The 20215-nt window shown below is 36.5% G+C and carries 11 protein-coding genes; 5 read left to right on the top strand and 6 right to left on the bottom strand.

Annotated elements, in window-relative coordinates; all coding sequences use genetic code 11:
• Window positions 1–306: 306 nt before the first annotated feature.
• Entirely contained in the window at window positions 307–7137 is a 6831-nt protein-coding gene (locus ACF3OB_RS04345) for a gliding motility-associated C-terminal domain-containing protein (RefSeq protein WP_392448498.1), read from the top strand.
• Window positions 7138–7470: 333 nt separating this feature from the next.
• On the opposite strand, the gene ACF3OB_RS04340 is transcribed toward ACF3OB_RS04345, so the two are convergent.
• Entirely contained in the window at window positions 7471–7692 is a 222-nt protein-coding gene (locus ACF3OB_RS04340) for a hypothetical protein (RefSeq protein ID WP_232751806.1), read from the bottom strand.
• Between the two features lie 131 nt (window positions 7693–7823).
• Between ACF3OB_RS04340 and ACF3OB_RS04335 the strand changes: the two genes are divergently transcribed.
• Entirely contained in the window at window positions 7824–9590 is a 1767-nt protein-coding gene (locus ACF3OB_RS04335; protein WP_172914003.1) for an aminopeptidase P family protein, read from the top strand.
• A 301-nt stretch (window positions 9591–9891) separates the two neighbouring features.
• On the opposite strand, the gene ACF3OB_RS04330 is transcribed toward ACF3OB_RS04335, so the two are convergent.
• From ACF3OB_RS04330 to trpS, 4 genes are all read right to left on the bottom strand, one after another.
• Entirely contained in the window at window positions 9892–12741 is a 2850-nt protein-coding gene (locus ACF3OB_RS04330) for an SNF2-related protein (protein ID WP_392448496.1), read from the bottom strand.
• A 46-nt stretch (window positions 12742–12787) separates the two neighbouring features.
• Window positions 12788–13519, bottom strand: a complete 732-nt coding sequence (locus tag ACF3OB_RS04325) for a YggS family pyridoxal phosphate-dependent enzyme (RefSeq protein WP_095912325.1) — start codon at window positions 13517–13519, stop codon at window positions 12788–12790.
• 97 nt (window positions 13520–13616) lie between these two features.
• Complete coding sequence (locus ACF3OB_RS04320; protein WP_042006035.1) at window positions 13617–14432, bottom strand: 2,3,4,5-tetrahydropyridine-2,6-dicarboxylate N-succinyltransferase; 816 nt, start codon at window positions 14430–14432, stop codon at window positions 13617–13619.
• A gap of 20 nt (window positions 14433–14452) precedes the next feature.
• Entirely contained in the window at window positions 14453–15421 is a 969-nt protein-coding gene (gene trpS, locus ACF3OB_RS04315; RefSeq protein WP_042347725.1) for a tryptophan--tRNA ligase, read from the bottom strand.
• 92 nt (window positions 15422–15513) lie between these two features.
• On the opposite strand from trpS, the gene ACF3OB_RS04310 reads away from it, so the two are divergent.
• The 3 genes from ACF3OB_RS04310 to rplS all read left to right on the top strand — a co-directional run bounded on the left by ACF3OB_RS04310 (window position 15514) and on the right by rplS (window position 18796).
• Window positions 15514–16275, top strand: a complete 762-nt coding sequence (locus ACF3OB_RS04310; protein WP_042006038.1) for a creatininase family protein — start codon at window positions 15514–15516, stop codon at window positions 16273–16275.
• A gap of 168 nt (window positions 16276–16443) precedes the next feature.
• The gene (locus ACF3OB_RS04305; RefSeq protein WP_212895883.1) at window positions 16444–18342 is read left to right on the top strand and encodes a LysM peptidoglycan-binding domain-containing protein; all 1899 of its coding nucleotides are present in this window, start codon (window positions 16444–16446) and stop codon (window positions 18340–18342) included.
• A 106-nt stretch (window positions 18343–18448) separates the two neighbouring features.
• Window positions 18449–18796, top strand: a complete 348-nt coding sequence (rplS, locus tag ACF3OB_RS04300; protein WP_042006040.1) for a 50S ribosomal protein L19 — start codon at window positions 18449–18451, stop codon at window positions 18794–18796.
• Window positions 18797–19025: 229 nt separating this feature from the next.
• Here the strand turns inward: rplS and ald are convergent, their stop codons facing one another.
• Complete coding sequence (ald, locus tag ACF3OB_RS04295) at window positions 19026–20138, bottom strand: alanine dehydrogenase (protein ID WP_392448492.1); 1113 nt, start codon at window positions 20136–20138, stop codon at window positions 19026–19028.
• Window positions 20139–20215 lie beyond the last annotated feature (77 nt).

Here is a 20215-nt window from a genome sequence, read left to right as displayed (position 1 = left end):
CAAATAAAAAAATCCCATCGTATAATTTGGATTGAACACTATAATAATTAAAAAGTTGAATATGTTAAAGTTTAAGCAATGTCTTAAATTTCAACAAGTTTTGTTTTGAGAAATGATTTGTCTTTTGTAGCTTTGTCCATTGATTTGAGGTCTTCCTTTGTAGTCACGGAATTAAATGTAACAACAAAATGACGGTGAATTATGACCGAATTTGCTTATGAATTTTGATACAGTCTACAATAAAATTAAATGTATAAAAAATAGAAATTATGATAAGTGTAACATTAAATCACTAAAAACACAACTATGAAAAAAATAAATATTTTATGGGGCTTACTATTTTTTTTAGTTGCCCCTCTTTCCAAAATTTGGGGACAGTGTGATGCGAATGATTTGTTGTATTTTGAATCCATTTTTCTAAACACTTCCTCTGTCCATCGCGTTACGATAGGAGACAAGGGTATCATTTATTTAGAAAACACGTATGACACTACGGATTACGTATTTACTGCGACAGACAATGTGACAGGAGATGTTTATACAGCAACATACGACCCTATAGCTAAAGCAATGGCTATTGATGTAGGGATATTTAATGCATCCCCGAGTGAAAGAAGATTCACTGTCAAAGGATTAAAAGGAACTTGTGTGCATGTGTTTCCTGGCAGTGTCAAGTTAAGACCTGCTAATAATCGTTTTTTGAATGTACGTTATCGCCATGAAGATTGTACAGAAGGGGGAGCTATTTACCTTAATATGGTAGGTGTAGGTATTGATGCTACTAATTATAGATATTTTTATAAACGCGAAGCAGACACTCATTTTACTTTATTACCCTCCAATAGTATCGAGAATTTACCCGCTGGTAAATACGAACTTAAAGCAGAAAGAATTTCTCCTCCTGGTCAGGTAGTAAAAGCAAATCCAAAAGTCATTGTTATAAAAGACAAAAAGAAAGATATCAGATTTGTTGCACAAGGTCAGTATTGTGCAGCTCCTGCAGCTGGAACTATAACAGTAACCATGACTGAATCGCAATCTTTTCCCCATATTTACCGATTAAGAAATTGGTCAGATGGATCTTTTATTACAGAGCAATCTTCGCATGTATTTACAGGTCTTTCGGAAGGAGAATATAGAGTCGATGTTGAAAACGCCTGTGGAGATATCCGTGTGGGGAATAACCCCGTTTATATAAAAACATCTCCACCCTCATTTTCGAATGCAAACACTGATTACGTCGTTGGAGCTAGTACCTTTAAAGCTGGTTGTGATAGAGATATGTCATTCACATCTCAAGTGTCCACAGACTATGAAGTACTTCAAGAAGATTATTTACCTTACCCTCTTACAGTCACTTTAGTTTATACCTCACCAACAAATCAAGTGTACACCAATACACATGTTTACAATAGCAAACAGGACATAATTGACAATGGAGGAGACTTTGATTTGTCATCCAATCAAGGAAAATTGTTTTTTAAAAAAGACCATGTTGAATTGGGCATCCCAAAAGAATCGGGAGTATGGAATATACGAACCATTATTCAAGAAGGTTGTGGGGGAACTATTGCTTTTGACAAGAATAAAAACACAAAAAAAGTTGAAACACGTGAACAAGTTTTGGATAAAGGATTATCGTTAGAACAACCAAAGATAACATGTCAGGATAAGGGTCTTGCTGTTAAAGTTACAGGAGTAAAGGAATCATTTGATGTTGTTTTGGAAGATTATCCCTCTGAATTTAATCCAATTCATGCTGGTTTCTATAAAACATCCACTTATGGAAATTCTTATGTAAAAGAAAAAGTTACTAACTCTTTAGTAATTGTTTCGCCTGAGTTTTTGAAATTAGGTGATTATCGGGTACGTGTGATTTTTAATGATAATCCGAGTTGTGTTTTTTCATTTACGAGAAGCATAACCGTAATCAGTACAACAACCTCTCCTGAAGCTTACTTCTCGTTTCATTCTTATCTCGCTGATTGTGAACAGCAACGTGGCACTATAGGTTTACGATTTGATAAAGAAAATCCTCCACAACAAATTCGTATTATGAGTTATTCAGGTAATCACAGTGATTTGCCAACAGGCATGGTACTCCCTTATGTGATAACGTATCCATATCCTCATACGAATCTTCCAACACACTCTATGACGTTCAGAAATATGCCTCCTGGAACTTACAAAATTCGTGGTGAAAACTTCTCATGTGGAGCAGATAAAGAGCTAACTATTACTACAGTGGAGAATCCTTACCCTACGGTTACTTGGGAGGTTGACGCTCATTGTAGACCTACTCTTAAAATAGATCGTCCTGCATCCAATCCAGACTCGTACGAAATACTGTACGAGTTGATGGCATATAACCCCATAACGAAGATATGGGAGAATCCAAATCCGGCCCCACCTCCAAGTCGAACACAAAGACATCTTTATGGGGAAATATTATTCAAAGGAAACGAAAGACCTTTGATTCAAAATCTTCCTCCAGTTGATTTATCACAATATTCGAGTATTTATACGAAATTTAGAGTCTTTGCACGAAGAGGGTTGAACCAATTGGGATGTTCTGATAATATCATTAGTGAGTATGATTTTGCTTCACAAAGACCTACCATATCAGATGTACGAGTTGTACATTGTCAAGGCAATTCTTACGGAGTGCAAATTATAGGAGAAGGGGGAAGAGAGCCATACACCTATCAAATCCTAAGAAGAAATGGAATAGCATTAACTACCTACACACCAACTAATCACGGATTTTTCATGATTGACGAATCAAGCGCTACGGCTACCTACTCCTTTGCCATAAGTGATGCGTGTGGAAATAGGAAAATACTATCTCGTTCATTGGCAAACATCATTCCTGTTGAGATAACACCAAATAGGATAGGGCCATATTGTCAAGGTGTTCCAGCAGAGCTTTCTATTCCTGATATGACCAAATCATTTGATTATAGTTGGGTACGTTCCGATGGTTTAGGAGCTACTTCCACAGGGACGACCTTATCAATTCCTTCATTAGAGGTGGGAGACTTTACTCCAAATTATTATGTATTGACCCTTACGCCTAAGAGCTTTTCAACTTTTACATGTACATTGGTTTATACACATACTTTCACCATGGGAGTAGAAAATCCTCTTCCAGATTTTTCTACCGTGTCGCCAGTCGTTGTGGAATGTGCTCCCCCAGAAGGTAAAGTTCTACCTACTAATTACGACATTAAAGATAAATTATTCGGTTCATTACAGTCTTTCACGGGGGTAATTACTGAACAATCCGGAAACTACGTCGTTCCTGAAGAGTCTGAAGGGACAGTTAACATCAACTTGAGAGTATTACAAAGAACCGTAGGAAATCAAGCTACCTTTGTTTACACGTACACTTCTCCTTGTGGACAAGTAACTTCCACAACAGCTACATTAATCATCCAAAGGGCAGTTGGGGTAAAAACTCAAACATTAAGCTATTGTGTCAATTCTCCTCTAACGCTACAGCAGGTAGAGGAACATGTACGTACGGCAATTAAAAGAGAGTCCCCCGATAATGTATTTATATGGTATGACTCAAATACAGCCATAACTCCTACAACTACACTACCTAATGCTGTAGTTACCTCTACAATGTACTATTCGGTATATCTGAGTGGCACCGATCCTTCTTGTGAGTTAATTAGGGCTCCTGTTTTCTTTGTTATAAATGATCCACATGCAATAGACCCCGGCTTTATTAATGTGGGTAGAACTGTTTGTAAAGGAGCAACAGTAGAAGATTTAATATCAAAACTACCAAACATATCAGTTGCGACAGCAAGTTGGACTATCTATCAGATTGTAGGCTCCTCAAAGATAAAATTACCAAAAAATTATGTTTTAAAGCCTACGGAGATATACCATTATGGTGTAGAAACTACAGTATGTGAACCCGAAACAAGAGCAGTAACCTTGTCTTTTTCAACACTCACAGTTACCACTCAACCGAATTCGGTTGTAGTATGCGAAAATGAGGCTGTCATTTTATCCGTTTTAGCATCTTCCTCTATAGGAACAGAGGTATATCAATGGTATGAAAATGGAGTAGCAACCACCACTGGAGTTTCTTTAATTACAGGAGCAACCTCTTCAACATATACGCCTTCGACAGGTACAGGAGGAAGTAAATACTACTATGTTAAAATATCAAATCCTTTTTGTGACGATATTTTTAGTGATATAGTAAGCGTAACTGTAAAAACACAACCAATCATACCAGTGGTTAATACTTCTCATACAATTGTATGTGAAGGAACCCCCGCTTATTTTGAAATAATAGGCACTCCTAATACTGTTGTAAACTATAGACTAAACGACACTTCAGCGAGTGTAAACTTATTCGGAGGAAGTACCTCTGTAACGGTAAGTGCCACAGGTGTACATACATTGACTTTGACATCAGTAAGCAATGCTGAGGGGTGTGTTGTGACGCCAATAGCAAATGTAGCAACCATTACAGTAATTTCGAAACCAATAGCAAACATACAAGTTACAAATGCAACTTGCGTAACTTCTGGAATAGCGACAATTACGAATTATGACACAAGCTATACTTACACGTTTAACGATCCTTCTGTAACCCATGTAGGAGAGATTATTACAGGATTTACTATTGGAAATACATACACAATGACACTTTCTAACGGAGTGTGCAGTGCAACAACTACATTTGTTGTGCAGAAAATATGTGAAATCAATGCACAAAATGACACTATTACGATAGAAGTAGGTTCTACGAGTACAGAAACGGTTCATGCTAATGACAGTTTAGGGGGAGTTGGAGTGAACTCTTCCACAGTTTCTACATCAATTCTAAATGACGGAGGAAGTGGTGTTGCGATAACATCGGAAGGAACGCTAACAGTTGCATCAAGCACAAGCACAGGAACATATACCATTACGTATCAAATATGCGAGATAGGAGCAGTTCCTGAAAATTGTGCCACAGCAACGGTAGTGCTAATCGTTACGAAAATTCAAACACCAACAAATGTTATCAATGCAGAAAATGACACCATTACGATAGAAGTAGGTTCTACGAGTACAGAAACGGTTCATGCTAATGACAGTTTAGGGGGAGTTGGAGTGAACTCTTCCACAGTTTCTACATCAATTCTAAGTGACGCAGGAAGTGGCGTTGCGATAACATCGGAAGGAACGCTAACAGTTGCATCAAGCACAAGCACAGGAACATATACCATTACGTATCAAATATGCGAGATAGGAGCAGTTCCTGAAAATTGTGCTACAGCAACAGTAACGTTGATCGTAACGAAAGTTCAAACACCAACAAATGTTATCAATGCAGAAAATGACACCATTACGATAGAAGTAGGTTCTACGAGTACAGAAACGGTTCATGCTAATGACAGTTTAGGGGGAGTTGGAGTGAACTCTTCCACAGTTTCTACATCAATTCTAAATGACGGAGGAAGTGGTGTTGCGATAACATCGGAAGGAACGCTAACAGTTGCATCAAGCACAAGCACAGGAACATATACCATTACTTATCAAATATGCGAGATAGGAGCAGTTCCTGAAAATTGTGCTACAGCAACAGTAACGTTGATCGTAACGAAAATTCAAACACCAACAAATGTTATCAATGCAGAAAATGACACCATTACGATAGAAGTAGGTTCTACAAGCACAGAAACGGTTCACGCTAATGACAGTTTAGGGGGAGTTGGAGTGAACTCTTCCACAGTTTCTACATCAATTCTAAATGACGGAGGAAGTGGTGTTGCAATAACATCGGAAGGAACGCTAACAGTTGCATCAAGCACAAGCACAGGAACATATACCATTACGTATCAAATATGCGAGATAGGAGCAGTTCCTGAAAATTGTGCCACAGCAACGGTAACGTTGATCGTAACGAAAATTCAAACACCAACAAATGTTATCAATGCACAAAATGACACCATTACGATAGAAGTAGGTTCTACAAGCACAGAAACGGTTCACGCTAATGACAGTTTAGGGGGAGTTGGAGTGAACTCTTCCACAGTTTCTACATCAATTCTAAATGACGGAGGAAGTGGTGTTGCAATAACATCGGAAGGAACGCTAACAGTTGCATCAAGCACAATTACAGGAACATATACCATTATGTATCAAATATGCGAGATAGGAGCAGTTCCTGAAAATTGTGCCACAGCAACGGTAACGTTGATCGTAACGAAAATTCAAACACCAACAAATGTTATCAATGCACAAAATGACACCATTACGATAGAAGTAGGTTCTACGAGTACAGAAACGGTTCATGCTAATGACAGTTTAGGGGGAGTTGGAGTGAACTCTTCCACAGTTTCTACATCAATTCTAAATGACGGAGGAAGTGGTGTTGCGATAACATCGGAAGGAACGCTAACAGTTGCATCAAGCACAAACACAGGAACATATACCATTACATATCAAATATGCGAGATAGGAGCAGTTCCTGAAAATTGTGCTACAGCAACGGTAGTGCTAATCGTTACGAAAGTTCAAACACCAATTTCCTATATTATTGCAAATGATGATGAGGATGAAGTTCTGACAGGAATGACAGTGGGAGTACGTGTATTGAAAAACGATGAAAACGTACCAACAACAGGAACTCTGTCTGTGGTAGTTTCACCTACGAACGGAAAAGTCAGCTTGTTCAATAACGGAGCGTTTAACAATCCTTCCGATGATGTGATAATCTACGTACCAAACAAAGGATTTGTCGGTATAGATACTTTTGAGTATAAAATTTGTGATGGTTTAGGAAGTTGTGCAACTGCACTGGTAACAATTAGAGTCTTAAACGATGTTATTCCATACAATGGAATGTCAATGAATGCAGATGGTTTGAATGATTTCTTCTACATTAGAGGAATTGAGGACTTTCCAACTAATAAGGTCGCAATATATAATTACTCAGGTATAAAAGTCTTTGAAATAAAAGGATATAACAACAAAGAAAAGGTATTTAAAGGGCATTCAAATATAGGCTTAACTATCGCCCCTTCAAGTAAATTACCACAAGGAACGTATTATTATATCATTGAATATTCTGATAAAAATAATAGGAAATATACTAAAGCTAGTTGGATGTATATCAAATATTAATAAAGACTGCTGACCGACAAAAAATAAACGGAAGCTTTTGATGGTTTCCGTTTTTTTTTATATTTTGGTTTTTTCCACAAACTAAAATTAGGTATAATGGACAAAAATTAGGCTGTTTTTTAGATGATTGTTTCTAATGGACATTTTTTAGGCTCTAATTTTTTACCAAATTTTGATTTGAATTTAAAAAGCATTTTCTTTGTCTGATCTTTATAAACAGAAACAGGCTCTGCTGGAGAGCAACCTGTCAGGGATAATAAAGAGGCTCGACGAAAATGTCCATAAACAATGGGTTACTATCATTAGTAGCCCTTTAATATTTTTAGAGAGTCTCTATGCCTTTAAAAACTCATCTATAAACCTCATTTTACGCTTTAAGGACAATCCATTATGACTGCGTAATTTATTCTTTAAATCAGCAAAATGACCGTCAATAGCATTAGTTGTATTGGGAATGCCTAATTCATAATTATCATACCAAGTAAACAACCAAGGCAGATTGTTTTTTAAACTTCTGTAAGCACTTTTAAGTTTTTTATGTGTATAAAAACACAACTATCCGAAATTTTTATTTGAAAAATTTCGGATAGTTGTGACCTAAAATATTTTAAAAATTCTTGTCTTTTTTTTAAAATAATCCTACATTTGTGGATTAGGTACAGAAAATGAAATTAAAAGCATATATGATGAAAACGTCAGAGAAATTATTATTATTACGAAAACAAATGCAAACCGAAGGAGTGGATGCGTTTGTAGTATTCAGTGCCGATCCACATTTAAGTGAATATTTACCAAAAGAATGGCTTGAACGTCAGTGGATTTCAGGATTTACAGGGTCAGCGGGATTTGTGGTTATTACCGAAGATAAAGCAGGTTTGTGGACGGATTCTCGTTATTTTGTACAAGCTCCTATAGAACTTGAAGGGTCGGGTATTGATTTGTTTAAAGAAGGTGTGGAAGGTACACCTGATTATACGGATTGGTTACTTTCAGAGCTTCCTGAGAAATCGGTAGTTGCTGTGAATGCATTAGCAACATCACATGTAGCTTGGGAAAAATTGGAAAAGGCACTAGCTACTAAACATATTGAATTGAAAGACAACCCTTTGTTAAATAAAGTTTGGGTAAATCGAGAGAAGAGTCCTTTACATTCAATTTTTGTACATCCTGACAAATGGGCGGGACAAACGGTGGCAGAAAAATTGAAAGCTATCCGCGAGAAAATGAAGCAACAAAAAGCAAACCTCCATATTATCACAGCTTTGGATGATGTAGCTTGGACACTCAATCTCCGAGGGAGTGATGTAGCGTACAATCCTGTATTTCTGGGTTATATAGTTCTTTCTAATGAAGATGCTTTTTTGTTTGTTGATACACAAAAAGTTACCGATGAGGTAAGAGCTCATTTGACCCAAGCAAACGTAACGATAAGGGCTTATTCCGATTTCTTTCCATATCTTACAGAAATAAAAGATAAACAGATTCTTATTGCACCAAATACAAATCAGGCGATTTTCAGGGCAATTCAAGGGAATGTGCTTATCCAATCTCCTGTTCCTGGAAATTTAATGAAGGCAGTAAAAAATGCTACCGAATTAGAAGGTTTCCGTACCGTAATGGTTCGTGACGGTGTAGCTTTAGCTAAATTCTTTTATTGGCTCACACATCAAGTAGGTAAAGAACCAATGACAGAATACAGCATAGGGGTTAAGTTAAGAGAATTTCGAGCGGCTGGAGAAAATTTCGTAGGAGAAAGTTTTGGAAGCATTGTTGGATATCAAGGAAATGGAGCTATAGTGCATTACTCTGCTCCTGAAACCGGTAGCAAAGAGGTGTTTGCAGAAGGAAGTATCTTGGTAGATTCTGGAGGACAGTATTTAGAGGGGACAACCGATATTACGCGTACTGTACCGTTAGGAAAAGTATCGCAAGAGTTTATCAACGATAGTACGTTGGCTCTTAAAGGGATGATTCAACTCTCGTTGGTGAAATTCCCCAAAGGAACACGTGGTGTACAGCTGGATGCTTTTGCACGTATGGCTCTTTGGAAAAATAACAAAGACTATGGACATGGTACAGGACACGGTGTAGGTAGTTTTATGAACGTGCATGAAGGCCCTCAAAACATTCGTAAGGATATGAACCCACAGGAGCTATTGCCAGGAATGGTTTGCTCAAATGAACCAGGTTTTTACTTAGAAAATAAATATGGGATTCGACATGAAAATTTAGTTGCTGTTAGAGAAGTCTGTAAAAATGAGTTTGGTACATTCTGTGACTTTGAAACCTTAACTCTTTGTCCGTTTATGGCAACTGGTATTAATCCTGCACTTTTGACTGATGACGAGAAGCAATGGCTGAATGCTTATCACAAAACTTGTGAAGAGAAAATCGCTCCACACCTGGAAGGCGAAGTGAAAACTTGGTTTTTGGAATTGGTGAAACCTCTGTAGGTCTGTTCAAAAAAAAGAGCATCTGCTACTGTATATCAGATAAATAATTTATATATCTGCTACAAACGAATCCCCGAAGTTCGGCGAAAACCGAAAATCGGGGTTTTGTGTTAAAAATTGAATTCCAATGCTACAAAATTTTTAAATAGAAAAGGGTAGTTATACCTTTTAGACGACAAATTGTTTTTTTCTGATTTTCAAAGCTAAAAAACAACCAAAAAAAGAAAGAAATCCAACAGTTGGGATGAAGTCTGCTGTTTTTTAACACTCTGAAAGAAAATTAGATACTTTACAAATGAACCTAAAGAATTTCATCAATATGTTGCATCACATCGTGGATGATTGCAGTATCGTCCACGATGTTTTGTGACAATTCCTTTTTCGACTCCTGCAAACGAATAATCTTCTCCTCAATGGTGTTTTTTGATACAAAACGAATAACGTTTACCTTGTTTTTTTGCCCTAAACGATGAGCTCTGGCAATGGCTTGTTTTTCGGAAAAAGGATTCCACCACGGATCCAAAAGCAACACATGAGAGGCTTTAGTGAGATTCAACCCTACTTCACCTGCTTTGAGCGAAATGAAAAAGAATGTAACTTCTGGTTGATTTTGAAAGGCTTCTACTTCCTTTTTCCGCTCATCCGTTGGTACACTTCCTGTCAATTTCGCATATTTTAGATTATTTTCAATGCACCATTGTTCAAAAATTGCCAAATGTGACACAAAACTACTAAAAACTAATGCTTTTTGTGATGAATTAGCTATTAATTCCATATAACTAATAACCTCTTCATACTTTCCAGAGGGTATATCGCTGTTTTTCTCCACCAATTTAGGATGATTACTAATTTGACGTAAACGCATGAGCATATTTAAAGCATTCAGTTGCGAAATCTGTCCATCAACTTGTAGTAATTGATTGCGAACTGCTGATTTTTCACGTTCATACCATTTTTCTTGAGCCTCGGAAAGCTCACAATAAGTGATTTGTTCTGTAAGTTCAGGCAAATCATCCAATACTTGCTCTTTTGTTCTGCGGAGCAAAAACGGCCTGATGATTGTTTTTAATTCCTCCAAAACAATGGGATCCTTTTTCTTTTCAATGCCTTGCTTAAAATATTTCGAAAACTGAGAAAAGCTCCCTAATATATTTGGGTTTATGAATTGCATTTGCGACCATAAGTCACTGAGGGAGTTTTCGATAGGTGTTCCACTGAGTGAAATTTTATGCGTAGCTTTGATATCGTGAATAGCTTTGAAAATCTGCGAGTTTTTGTTTTTAATTCGTTGACTTTCATCTAAAATCACATATCGAAATTCATGTTTATGGAATAACTTAGCGTCTCGTGTCACAATAGGGTAGCTGGTGAATATTACATCGTAATTCTGCAAACGATTAGATTTACCTTTACGCTCATTACCAACATATTGCGTACATTTCAGATGCGGTGCAAAGCGTTTAGTTTCGTCATACCAGTTGAACACTAACGATGAAGGTAAAATTACCAAGGCTTTTAGCGGTTCTTTCTGCTGCACACAATCAAATAAATCGGTTGGAGTGGTATTTTCCTGCATGGGCAATCGGTCGTGAATATCAACCAACAAAGCGATTGTTTGCAAGGTTTTTCCTAAACCCATGTCGTCCGCCAAACACGCTCCCAAGCCGTTGTAATGATGATCCAAAAGCCATTGCACACCTTCCTTTTGATAGGGTCGAAGCGTAGCTTTCAAATTAGGAGAAGGAACATATACTACATTGTTTATCAACTGTTTTGGTTGTAGTTCAGGCGTATCGTTCAACAGAGCATAGTTACTTTTAGGTAACTGCAATTTGCCTTCATTCACTTTACTAAATTTTACAATTGTCCCGTAACGAGCAAACCATTCTTCGGGAATTAAAAAAACAGTTCCGTCAGGCAATATATAAACTGGATTATTTTCCTTAATATTTTTGACTAATTCCTTAAAATGAAACGTATTATTCCCTTTTTTTACATGGATTTTCAAATCAAACCAATCATTTTCGGCATATATGTTATCAAAAATAAGCTCAAAATTGTCTTTATTTAGTTTTTTACCTTCAATTTCTATGGAATTCATATTAATATTCTCAGAAATAAAAGCAGAACTGTGTCCCAAAAGATGATATACTGACGCATAAAGACCTTCTTTTTGAACGAAAAATAAACCATTTTCCTCTTCAAAACCTATTTTCCTAAATAAATCATATATTTTTTCTTCAGACGATGTATCTCTTTTATAAGTTATGATTTGTATGGCGTTATTTTCATCTACTTCCAGAACAGAATGGGAAATTCGACCTTGGTTACTGAAAAAAACATAACCTCCATAATTGAATCCCACCGAAATTTTATAGCGATTTTCAAAAAAATCATTGACTAAACGCAATTCCGATGACTGAATACTATTTTTTTGTAAAACGTTGAACCCTATGGCATTGATTTCTACTTTCTTAAGAATTTCTTTAAGAAACTTATCGAAATATTCATGAACCATTTTCTCAGGAATATGAACTTCAGTTTTATTCAAAAAAGGTTTTATGTTCAATGCTTTAATATGATTCACACGCATTAACTCTCGATTGATAACAATCCATGATTTTTGATTGTTCAACAATTCAATTTTTTGTTCCGAAGGAATCATCTTAGTGTCATTGTCATACAAAAACAAACGATAGTTAATTCCTAAGTTTGTTTTTTCAAACTCTAAAAAAGGTTTTATGATTTTTTCACTAACCTGAATGCGTCTTTTAAAAATTTCATCCCTACTACTGTATTCTAAAGTGGTTATAAATCCATTTTTGGCAATAATCTCTAATAAAACATCCGTTTTTTCTTCAATATATCTTTGAATAAGTTGTTTTTGAGTGATGTTTTTATAAATAATTTCTAAGGAACTGCCTTTTTTTACAAATTTTTGCAGTAATACTGTTCGTTGTAAGCTATTAACTAAGACCAAAGCCTCTTTTTGTTGTAAATTTATGGATAACTCAGGTAATCCTAACAACACGGAATCCGTAGCTTTTTTAAAAAAATACCATGCCTTGCCTTTTTGCTGAGCAATATAAGCATTAGGCAGATAAACCGAAAAATCAGTGTCAAACGTAAAATCAAAAAAAAGTAAATACATATTCTTAGCGATGAAGTTCTTGTTTGTACTTTGGAAAAAAATTGTGTTAATGATTTTCATTCCAGTAATAACTATCTGAATATATACGTTTTCCAAAAATAGCTGTTCCAACTCGGATGATTGTTGCTCCTTCCTCAATGGCGATTTCTAAATCATTACTCATTCCCATTGAAAGTTCAGAAACATCTACATTTGTTATGTTCAATCCGTTGATTTCTAATTGTAAATTCTTTAATAATTGAAAACATGGTCTAACTTCTTCTGATTTTGCACTGAATAAACCTATAGTCATCAATCCTTTGATGTGTAGTCGATCAAATTGAGCTACCTCTTGCACTAAAGCAATGGCTTTTTCTGGAGCTATTCCAAATTTACTAGCCTCGTTCGATGTGTTTACCTGAATGAAAACATCCATATTTTTATTTTCGTAAGCCAATCGCTGTTGCAATTTTTGAGCTAGTTCAATTCTGTCAAGCGATTGAATACAATGGATATTATATCTTAGAATTTCTTTTATTTTGTTAGTTTGCAGATGCCCAATAAAATGACTCGTATGTGGGATGTCCTTCAAAGCATCATATTTCTCTTTGACCTCTTGCACTTTGTTTTCAGCAATGAGCGTATATCCTGCATTCAATGCTGTTTTTATCCGCTCTGCATTAACCGTTTTGGTTGCCAAAAGCAATTTTACTTCCTTTGGATTTCTTCCTACTTTCTGACAAGCATTTTCAATTCGTGCTTGAATTTGATTTATATTTTCAGTAATATTTTGATTCATTGGGGGAACAATAATAAATTTAGACCTCACCAAGCATGAATATCATATAAAGAAATATCAAACTTGGTAAAGTCTAAACAGTTTAAAAAATAGATGTTTACACCGAAACGTTATATTCTCTCAAAGCGTCATTCAATGAAGTTTTTTTGTCGGTGGAAGCCTTGCGTTTTCCGATAATCAATGCACATGGCACTTGAAATTCACCTGCTGCAAATTTTTTAGTGTAACTTCCTGGGATAACCACCGAACGCTCTGGAACATATCCTTTCAATTCTATTGGAGTTTCTCCTGTTACATCAATGATTTTTGTGGAAGCTGTAAGTACCACGTTTGCTCCCAAAACAGCTTCTTTTTCCACTCGAACGCCTTCCACTACAATACAACGCGAACCAATGAAAGCACCATCTTCTATAATCACAGGAGCCGCTTGTAAAGGTTCTAAAACCCCTCCAATACCAACACCTCCGCTCAAATGTACATTTTTCCCAATTTGAGCACAACTTCCTACAGTTGCCCAGGTATCAACCATGGTGCCTTCATCTACATATGAACCTATATTAACGTAGCTTGGCATCAAAATCACGCCTTTTGAAATATAAGCTCCATGCCGAGCGACTGCATTAGGAACTACACGGATTCCTTTCTCTTCATAGCCTCTCTTCAACGGAATTTTGTCGTGATACTCAAAAATTCCCGCTTCTAAGGTTTCCATTTTCTGTATCGGGAAGTACATCACAACGGCTTTCTTAACCCATTCATTTACCTGCCACCCGTTTTCAGTGGGTTCTGCCACACGCAACTTTCCACTATCCAACAAATCAACTACTTTACGAATAGCGTTTTGTACGCTTTCATCTTTAAGAAGCTCTCGGTTTTCCCAAGCTGCTTCTATCGTATTTTTTATTTCTGTCATACTGCTATAGTGTTGTTTTTTTAATATCCTATTTTTTCACGTACCCTTTTTAGTACATCTGTTGCTACTTTCTGTGCTTTTAAAGCACCTTCTTGTAATATTTTCTCTAATTCATCTAAATTTTCCATATAATAATGAAATTTCTGACGCGGTTCGGAGAATTTTTCTAAAATAAGTTCATACAAAGCCTGTTTTGCTTGTCCATAACCATAGTTTCCTCCTTCGTATAGATTTCGCATAGTTTGTATCTGTTCATCCGAAGCCAACAGCTTATATAGAGCAAAAACTTTACATGTATCTGGTTTTTTAGGTTCTTCAAGCGGTATACTATCGGTTTGGATACTCATCACCTGTTTGCGAAGTTGCTTTTCTGGAAGAAAAATATTGATGTAATTATTGCGTGATTTACTCATTTTCTCTCCGTCTGTTCCAGGGATAATCATAATTCGCTCCTCAATTTTAGCCTGTGGCAATACAAAAGTTTCGCCCATTTGGTGGTTGAAACGCGAAGCCACATCACGTGTGATTTCGAGATGTTGTAACTGATCTTTGCCTACGGGTACAATTTGGGCATCATACAAAAGGATGTCAGCTGCCATTAACATTGGATACGTAAAAAGCCCCGTATTCACATCTTCCAAACGATCTGCCTTGTCCTTAAATGAGTGAGCAAGTGTCAAACGTTGGTAAGGGAAAAAGCAACTCAAATACCACGTAAGTTCCGCTGTTTGAGGCACATCACTTTGTCTATAGAACGTAATTTTATTATAATCCAACCCAAAAGCCAACCACGTAGCCGCTACGCTATATGTGTTTGCTTTAAGTTCTTGACCGTTCTTAATTTGGGTAAGCGAGTGCATATCCGCAATAAAAAGAAAAGATTCATTTTCAGGATTTTGAGCCATTTCTATTGCCGGCATAATTGCTCCAAGTATATTGCCCAGATGGGGAGTTCCTGTACTTTGAATGCCGGTTAAAATTCGTGCCATATTCTTTGTTTTTTTAAATAAAGTCTACAAAAGTACAAAATCATTTTTATTATTTGTAACTTTGCATGCTACTTAAATCAAAATTACTCAAAATGAGACCATATATCTTAGCAGAAACAAATTGGAAGACTATCCAAAAAACTAATTTTAGCATAGCCGTTTTACCTTGGGGAGCTACCGAAGCCCACAACTACCATTTACCCTATGCCACCGATGTAATTGAATCGGAATGTATTGCTTCTGAATCGGCACGAATTGCATGGGAACAAGGTTGTAGAATCATCGTACTTCCTGCCATACCTTTCGGAGTAAATACGGGACAAGCTGACATTACCTTAGATATCAATATCAATCCAAGCACTCAATTGATTTTACTTTCGGACATTGTCGAAACCCTCAACCGCCAGAACATTCATAAATTAGTGGTACTCAACAGCCACGGCGGTAATGATTTCAAGCCTATTCTACGAGAATTAGGACTAAAATTTCCTAAAATGCATATTTCTGTGTGCAATTGGTTTCAAAATGGAGAGAAAAAAAACTATTTTGACCAAATTGGCGACCATGCCGATGAGATGGAAACCAGTTTGCTAATGTACCTGCGTCCTGAATTAGTACTTCCTTTGTCTGAGGCAGGCGAAGGTAAAGAGAAGAAACATAAAATAAAAGAATTTACAGAAGGTTGGATGTGGTCAGAACGCAAATGGTCAAAAATCACTGCCGACACAGGTGTCGGTAACCCTAAATTAGCTACCGCTGAAAAAGGAGAGCGATATTTTAAGTTCATCACTGAAAAAATTGCTAATGTGTTCATTCAGTTGGAAAAACTGGATGTTGAGCACCCATACGAATAGTCAGAATCTAACCTCATACTGATTCTCCGCATCGCTTTCCTCTATTGAAAGTAAAGACTGTTGATGCTGAGGTTAAAAAAATATTAATTTTTTGAGTTTATTGCGTTTGTTCTCAATGAATGCAATATCTTTGTGCATTCAATTACTAAAAAAAAGTGTAATACAAATATGAAAAAAATTACCTCTATCGTTTTTTTCCTCTTGTTTGGAGTGATCTTCGCCCAACAGCAGACCCATACAATTAAAGCAAATGAGAGTATTGACCACATTGCTAAGACTTATCGTGTGTCACCATCCGATATTTTTAAGCAAAATCCAGGACTTAAAGATAGTATGAAAAAGGGTATGGTGATTGTTATACCAAGTGGAAAGGTAAAATATTACAGTACACAACGCCCAATGGGATTTATACCGCATACAGTGGAAGCTAAAGAAACATTCTTCGGGCTTTCTCAAAAGTACAACATCACCATCGATGATATCAAACGGTATAATTTTGATTTATATACGCGTGGATTACAAGAAGGAGAACTAATCTCAATTCCTATTTTCAGTAGAGCTACTGGGACTGTTGAAAAAGGTGTGCAAGGACAAAAAAAATACGTAGTAAAACCTCAAGAAACCCTGTGGCGTATCGCTCGTGAACATAACATCAGTCAAGCAGAATTAGAAAAAATGAATCGTGGAGTTACGGCAAGTAACCTCAAAGATGGCCAAGAAATTTGGGTACCTGCCGTTGAAAGTGTTGCCTCAAAACCAAATCATAGAACGGATTTAGTGCCTTACGCTGTAGAAAAAGCTGAGGGTTTTTATAGTTTGCAACGTAAATTTGGCTTGTCAGAGGCAGAACTTATCAAATTGAATCCTGAATTAAAAGATGGTGTAAAGGCCGATACTCAAATTTGGATTCCGAAGGAAAATTACAATCGATATCGCTATTCAATAACCTCTTTTGAGGAAAAAAGTTTTCCAGATTCGAATCAAAATGTGCAATCGCTATCATCGACAGAAAATGTACGTCAGTTATCTTTTGTGCTTCCTTTCAGAATATCAGATATTTCGGAAGAAAACAAATCTGCCGCACTTCGTACACGCTTAGGAGACAATCGTGCCACGCCTATGGCAACGGATTTCTATTCGGGAGCTATGATTGCCTTAGATTCATTACAAAAAATGGGGTATTCGTTTAAAGTCAATGTGTTTGACAGTGAAAATAACAATATGAAAAATATAATCGCCGATGAGAATTTGCTAAACTCACAGCTAATTATTGGCCCTTTTTCAGCGAAATCGTTTAATGACCTGACAAAACATGTTACCAATGTTGCGGTATTGGCTCCTCTATCAAACCGAAATATTGATTTAAATCCAAACGTATTTCAAACACTTCCAACTGATGAGGTACAACAAAACAAAATGATTACTTACATTTCTGAAAATCACTCAGATGCAAACATTTTAATTTTGGCAGACTCTAAGAACACTGCGGTTCGTGAACGATTAGCAAGTAGTTTTCCGAACGCAAAAATCGTTACTGAAGTTACTGCAAAATCAATTCCTAATGCCATTGATTACAACCGTCTGAATTTTGTTTTGATTCAATCCAATGATATTGGCTATGTGTCCAACGCGGTGCGTGTGCTACACGGAACTTTATCTCTTAAAAAGAACGATATTTCTCCAAAAATTATCTTGGCTACTATTGATAGAGGAAGTGTTTTTGACTCTAATAACATTTCTAACAATCAGTTGTCGGATTTGCAGTTCACCTATCCTACTTTCAATAAATACTCCAACGGAGATGACAGTTTTTCGCAACGCTATGTGAAAACATATGGTGTTTTGCCTAACCGATATGCTATTAGAGGATTTGACATTACAATGGACGCCGTACTGCGATTAGGAGTTACTGGAAACTTTGAACAATCAACATCACATGTGGGCGAAACTTCCTACTTAGAAAATAAATTTGCCTATCAACGCAACCCTTACAAAGGTGGAGGTTACGAAAACCAAGGTGTTTTCATCGTTAAATACGAAAATATGGAAGTAAAAGAAGTAAAATAAACTTGTATTTTCAAAAATAATATCTAAATTTGCACCCGATTTGGTCAACCTCTGGCGAAAGACGTGAATGTTGCCCAATGATAACTAAATTATATTTTAAATTTTTATGGAACCTTTATTAAAGTACGTACAAGACAATTTTGTAGAAAGAAAGGATTTTCCTGAATTTTCATCAGGTGACACTATCACAGTGTACTATGAAATTAAAGAGGGAGATAAAAAACGTACACAGTTTTTCAAAGGCGTAGTGATTCAACGTAAAGGAAGCGGAGCTACTGAAACATTTACTATCAGAAAAATGTCTGGAACAGTAGGTGTAGAGCGTATTTTCCCTTTCAATTTACCTGCTCTTCAAAAAATCGAAGTGAACAAAAGAGGTAAAGTTAGACGTGCAAGAATCTACTACTTCAGAGGACTTACAGGTAAAAAAGCTCGTATTAAAGAAGTTCGCTAATCGAATTAGTGAATATGTAAAAGTGAAAAATGAATTTCAAACTCATTTTTCACTTTTTTATTTAAGGCTATCCAAAAAAAATCGTTCGAGTTAAATTTAATCTGTAACAACCTGAATTAAAATAAATTAACTTTTTAAAAGTTGCAAAGATCTATTTTTTTAAGCCTATTTTCTTCTATATTTTTACAAGAGGATAGTTTCTTGCTACGCAATCACTATACTCCTCGCATTATTTTAGAAATTCACTTACTGGTGTATACTCTAATCCAAAGGTATTTGCTACTGCTTGATAGACCACTTTTCCTTGGATAATATTCAATCCTTCAGCTAAACCTCGGTTGTCTTGACAAGCTCGTTTCCATCCTTTGTTTGCCAAATCAATAGCATACGGAAGTGTAGCGTTTGTTAGAGCCAACGTAGAAGTGTAAGGAACAGCTCCAGGTATGTTGGCTACACAATAGTGAACGATACCATCAACTTCATATACAGGGTTGCTGTGGGTTGTTACTCGTGAAGTTTCAAAACATCCACCTTGGTCAATAGCAACATCCACCAATACAGAACCTTTTTTCATCAATTTGAGCATATCACGAGTTATTAAATAAGGTGCTTTTGCTCCAGGAACCAACACTGCTCCAATAACTAAATCGGAATGAGCCAGTTCTTGCTTGATATTATACTGCGAAGCAAACAAAGTTTTTATATTTTTAGGCAAAATTGAATCCAACAAACGTAACCTTGGAAGCGAAATATCCGCTATCAGCACATTAGCACCTAATCCTGCGGCTATGATAGCGGCATTATAACCTACCACTCCACCGCCTAATACCAGTACACGAGCTGGATGAACTCCTGGCACTCCGCCCATAAGCACCCCTCGTCCTCCTTGAGGTTTTTCTAAAAAACGAGCTCCTTGCTGAGCTGCCATACGTCCTGCCACTTCGGACATGGGAGTTAGTAGTGGCAACGTATTGTTTTCAGTGACCGTTTCGTATGCCAAACATACAGCTTTTTGTTTTATCATAGCATGGGTGAGAGCTTCTTCTGCTGCAAAATGGAAATAGGTGAAAATCAATTGGTTTTCACGTATTAAATCATATTCAACCGCAATAGGTTCTTTCACTTTGTAAATCATTTCCGATTGAGCATAAATCTCCTCTATAGTTGGCAACAACTTAGCTCCAGCTTCCACATATTCCTCATCAGAAAATCCACTGCCTTCACCCGCCGTTTTCTGGACATAAACCGTATGTCCGAATTTTACAAGTTCATTCACGCCACTTGGAGTGGCTCCAACACGATTTTCGTTGTTTTTAATCTCTTTTGGAATTCCTATTATCATAATAAATACATATTAAAATTGAAGCCATAAAATTACAAAAAAAAAGAAAACAAACAAAAGTATTGAAAAATAAGATG

It is taken from the genome of Capnocytophaga canis, assembly GCF_043187445.1.
GTDB classification, from domain to species: domain Bacteria; phylum Bacteroidota; class Bacteroidia; order Flavobacteriales; family Flavobacteriaceae; genus Capnocytophaga; species Capnocytophaga canis.
Note: the sequence above shows the minus strand (reverse complement) of the source record. Positions and strands in the feature narration are given on the sequence as shown.